This window comes from Bradyrhizobium sp. YR681 (assembly GCF_000282615.1).
Lineage (GTDB): Bacteria > Pseudomonadota > Alphaproteobacteria > Rhizobiales > Xanthobacteraceae > Bradyrhizobium.
This window is the reverse complement of sequence record NZ_AKIY01000254.1, coordinates 1-4096: the sequence shown is the minus strand read 5'-3', so window position 1 is coordinate 4096 and position 4096 is coordinate 1. Positions and strand designations below refer to the sequence as shown.

The 4096-nt window shown below is 65.8% G+C and carries 6 protein-coding genes; 3 read left to right on the top strand and 3 right to left on the bottom strand.

Annotation, left to right across the window (positions count from 1 at the left end; translation table 11 throughout):
• Positions 1 to 207 precede the first annotated feature (207 nt).
• Positions 208 to 681, top strand: coding sequence for an L-2-amino-thiazoline-4-carboxylic acid hydrolase (locus tag PMI42_RS27630; protein ID WP_008140352.1), 474 nt, complete (start codon positions 208 to 210; stop codon positions 679 to 681).
• A 35-nt stretch (positions 682 to 716) separates the two neighbouring features.
• Positions 717 to 938, top strand: coding sequence for a hypothetical protein (locus tag PMI42_RS27625; protein WP_050994419.1), 222 nt, complete (start codon positions 717 to 719; stop codon positions 936 to 938).
• Between the two features lie 185 nt (positions 939 to 1123).
• Here the strand turns inward: PMI42_RS27625 and PMI42_RS27620 are convergent, their stop codons facing one another.
• Positions 1124 to 1597, bottom strand: a complete 474-nt coding sequence (locus tag PMI42_RS27620) for an NUDIX hydrolase (RefSeq protein ID WP_008140347.1) — start codon at positions 1595 to 1597, stop codon at positions 1124 to 1126.
• 120 nt (positions 1598 to 1717) lie between these two features.
• Here PMI42_RS27620 and PMI42_RS27615 point away from each other — a divergent pair, with 120 nt between their 5' ends.
• Positions 1718 to 2140 carry a RidA family protein gene (locus PMI42_RS27615; RefSeq protein ID WP_008140344.1) on the top strand — a complete coding sequence of 141 codons (423 nt, stop codon included), beginning with the start codon at positions 1718 to 1720 and terminating at the stop codon, positions 2138 to 2140.
• 5 nt (positions 2141 to 2145) lie between these two features.
• Here the strand turns inward: PMI42_RS27615 and hisC are convergent, their stop codons facing one another.
• Positions 2146 to 3198 carry a histidinol-phosphate transaminase gene (hisC, locus tag PMI42_RS27610; protein WP_008140343.1) on the bottom strand — a complete coding sequence of 351 codons (1053 nt, stop codon included), beginning with the start codon at positions 3196 to 3198 and terminating at the stop codon, positions 2146 to 2148.
• Positions 3199 to 3359: 161 nt separating this feature from the next.
• Positions 3360 to 4096: enolase C-terminal domain-like protein (locus PMI42_RS27605; protein WP_008140340.1), on the bottom strand; the 737-nt coding region annotated here is incomplete at its 5' end.

The following is a 4096-nucleotide window of genomic DNA, read 5'->3' as shown; positions in this document are numbered from 1 at the left end:
GCTGCCGCCGCGAGCTTCGGCTCGGCAAGCCACGATTCGAGCCAATCTCACGCGAAGCGTGTCCGGCATAGCTCGAAGAGCGTCGACCGACTGGAACTTGTCGCTCCGCCACGATGCCGCTGCCGCCGCGAGCTTCGGCTCGGCAAGCCGAGATCTCACCCTTCGATAGTGTTGTGTTACGGTCGTACCTCCGACGCGAGGTTGCCCATGACAATGTCCGTCATCGAACAGGCACAGATCCAGGCGCAGGTGCTGGTGCCCTTGGTCAAGGCGCTCCAGGCCGAACTAGGCGATGCCCGCGCCAACGCGCTGGTGCGCAAGGCGCTCGGCGAACTCTATCGCGGCTTCGGCGAGGAATTCTGGAAGGCGAAAAACGAGGCCGATCTCGGCAAGGCCGTGTCATCGGCATTCAAGACCTATGCCCGCGACGACGCACTCGCCTATGACGTCATCGCGCAGACCTACGATGCCTTCGCATTCGACGTGAAGCGGTGCGCCTATGCCGAGTTCTACAAGGCGCTGGGCGAGCCGGAGCTCGGTTTCCTGCTGGTCTGCACCGCCGATTTCGCCACCGCGGAAGGTTTTGGCCCCGACGTCAGGCTCACGCGCACGCAGACGATCATGCAAGGCGCTGATCATTGCGATTTCCGTTACCGGCGCGATCCGGAGAGTTCACAGTGAAGGGACTCCGCACGGTGCGGGCAAGCTGCCTTGCCATGACGATACTGGGGCTGATGGCGTCACGCGCTGACGCGGCGATCATCGACTGGCAGGCCGAGCTCCAGCGCTGCCGGACGCTGCGCGAGAACATCGCGCCGCTGCTTCAGGCCGGCGAGGGCATCTCCGCCGTCGGCCGCTCCAACAGGTCGGTGCGTCGCTGCATCTGGATCCAGCGCATCGCGGTGCGCAGGAAAATCCCGGGCGCGGAGGCGTGGTAGCGCGGACGATGTGGAGGCAGCGTGCGCCATTCCAAGACCGTCACCCCCGCGCAACGGCGAAGCCGTTGTCGCTGGAGGGGGCTGCTCCGTCAGCGGCCCTCGAAGGGCGGCGGCCCCGCCGTATCCGGGCCGTGCATCCTGCGAGGCTTCCGGCGCAATGCTTTTCGCATCGCGCCACTCGCACCTCAGGATGACGGGAGGGAGAGCTCGCTCGCGAGCAACAACTCCTTCAACCCAGCCGGATAGAGGCTCGGCCCACCCTCCACATCGAGATCGCCAAGGTCGAACCAGCGCGCGACGATCTCTTCTCCATTGTCCTCGCGGAAATCGATGCGATCCTGGCCCGCGAAAGCCTCATCCGGAAACGCGACGTCGGCGATGAACATCACCTCGTGCCCGGTCGCGCCCGCGTGCACAAAGATGTTCTCCATCACCAGCGGCCCGCCGATGATGCGGACGACGATGCCGAGCTCCTCGTTGAATTCGCGCAGCAGCGCCGTCTGCCAGCTCTCGCCGAATTCGATCTCGCCGCCGAGCGGACGCACGCCCTTGATCCGCCCGGCATCGTCGCGCACCTCGGCTGCCAGCAGTCGTCCGTCGCGCCAGTGCAGGCCGATCGCGACGACGCGGATGTGGGGATGAGGGCGCCATGTGGTCATGCGGGATCGTTATAGCGCGCACCGGCTTCGGCATGCAAAAGCCTCGCAGCCTTGATCCGTGACTCCCCGCCTGCCATTGTCCGCCATCCCCCGGATGCAGGAATAAGGCAGGTTATCGAGATGAGCAGCGTCAACAAGCCCGGCGGCAACTATCTGCCGGTGATCATCCATGGCGGAATTGCATATGTGAGCGGCCAGCTGCCCCGTCGCGGCGAAGACCTGCTGTACGCGGGCAAGGTCGGCGCAAATGTCGATATCGCGGCCGCGCAGGAGGCCGCAGCCCTCTGCGCCGATCTCTGCATTGCGGCCATCAACCACGCAACGGGTGGAGAGGACAGGATCGTCCAGGTCCTGCAGCTCGTCGGATACATTGCTTCCGCGCCTGGATTTACCCAGCAGTCGCAAGTCATGAACGGTGCTTCCGACCGACTGATCGAACGCCTTGGCGATCGCGGTCGTCACACCCGAACGTCCGTCGGCGTCGCCGAGTTGCCGCGGGGTGCTCCGGTCGAGCTGAGCATGATTGCTGCGGTTCGGTCGTAGAAGGCTCAGACCAGGTCGCGCGCCACCGCGATCAGGCGGCTGCACTGCTCCTTCGTCCCGACCGTGATCCGCAAAAAATCCCCGATACGGGGCTTTGCGAAATGTCGCACCAGCACGCCGTGCTTGCGAAGCCCGGCGGCGAGTTCTGCGCCGCTGTGGCCGGGATGGCGGGCGAAAACGAAGTTCGCCATCGACGGCACCACCTCGAAGCCGAGGCCGGAGAGATCGCGCACCAGCTTCTCCCGGCTCGCGACGATGCGCCCGCGTGTCTGTTCGAACCAGATATCGTCCTTGATGGCCGCAACGCCGCCGGCGATGGCGAGGCAATCGAGCGGATAGGAGTTGAAGCTATCCTTCACCCGCTCCAGCGCCTCGATCAAAGGCCGCTGGCCGATGGCAAAGCCGACGCGCAGGCCTGCGAGCGCCCGCGACTTGGAGAAAGTCTGGATGACCAGGAGATTGTCGTGGCGCGCGACCAGCGGCACGGCGCTCTCGGCGCCGAAATCGACATAGGCCTCGTCGACCACCACCAGCTGGTCCGGATGCTCGGTCACCAGCGCCTCGATCGCGTCGCGCGGCAGCGCGATGCCGGTGGGCGCATTCGGGTTGGGCAGCAGAATCGCCCCGCACGGCCGCCGGTAATCCTCGATCTGCACCTTCATTGCGGCATCGAGCGGCACCTCCTCGTAGCGGATGCCGTAGAGGCGGCTATAGACCGGATAGAAGCTGTAGGTGATATCGGGAAACAGCAGCGGTGCGTCCTGCTTCAGCAGGCCCTGGAAGGTGTGGGCCAGCACCTCGTCCGAGCCGTTGCCGACGAACACTTCATCGGCCGCCACGCCGTAGCGTGCCGCGATCGCCTCGCGCAAAGCGGTCGCGCCGGGATCGGGATAGAAGCGCAGGCGATCGGTCGCGGACGCAATCGCAGCCAGCACATGCGGCGAGGGATCGTAGGGGTTCTCGTTGGTGTTGAGCTTGACGAGGTCGTGGATCTTCGGCTGCTCGCCCGGCACGTAGGGCGAGAGGTCGCGGACGACGGAACTCCAGAAGCGGCTCATGATCGGTCACTCGATTTCGTAGTGTTGTCGTAACCCGGATGGAGCGCAGCGCAATCCGGGAAAGTCTCTCCGCGGCGAGAAACCCCGGATTACGCTTCCGCCTTCGCTCTTCGAGCTACGGCGGACAAGTCGCTCCATCCGGGCTACGGGGTCGCGCCGCGTCAGGCAACCATATACTTCGTCACCGCGGTCTCGTCCCACGCGATGCCGTTGCCGGGCTCCTCGCTCGGCAGCGCAAAGCCGTCCTTGACGGTCAGCCGCGTTGAAAGCACCGCGTCGGCCCAGTCGACATATTCCAGCCAATGCGCGGATGGCGTCACGCAGAGAAGATGCGCGCTGACCTCCGAGAACAGATGGGTGGACATCTCGATGCCGGCGGCGTGCGCCAGCGCGGCGGCGCGGAGCCAGCCGGTGACGCCGCCGATGCGCTGCACGTCCGGCATCACGTAGTCGCAGGCTTCCGCCGAGAGTGCGGCCTGCATCGAGAAGGCGCTGTCGAAATTCTCGCCGATCTGGACCGGCGTGCGCAGCGCGTCCGCAATGCGGGCGTTGCCCTCATAGTCGTCGTGCCGGATCGGCTCCTCGATCCAGCTCAGGCCTTCGTCGTCGAGCATCTCGCCGCGGCGGATGGCCTCGCTCACCGTCAGCGCCTGATTGTAGTCGCACATCAGCGTCACGTCGTCGCCGACGGCCTTGCGCACCGCGCGGACCACGGCCAGATCGTCGCGCGCATTGGGCCGGCCGACGCGGATCTTTGCGGCTTGAAAACCTTCGGCCAGCAGCTTGTGGGCCTCCTCCACCGCGGCGCCAGCAGGCATGATGCCGAGCCCCTTCGAGTTGTAAGCCCTGACCGGTTTCGGCGCGCCGCCGAGCAGGCGCGCCAGCGGCAGGCCGCGTG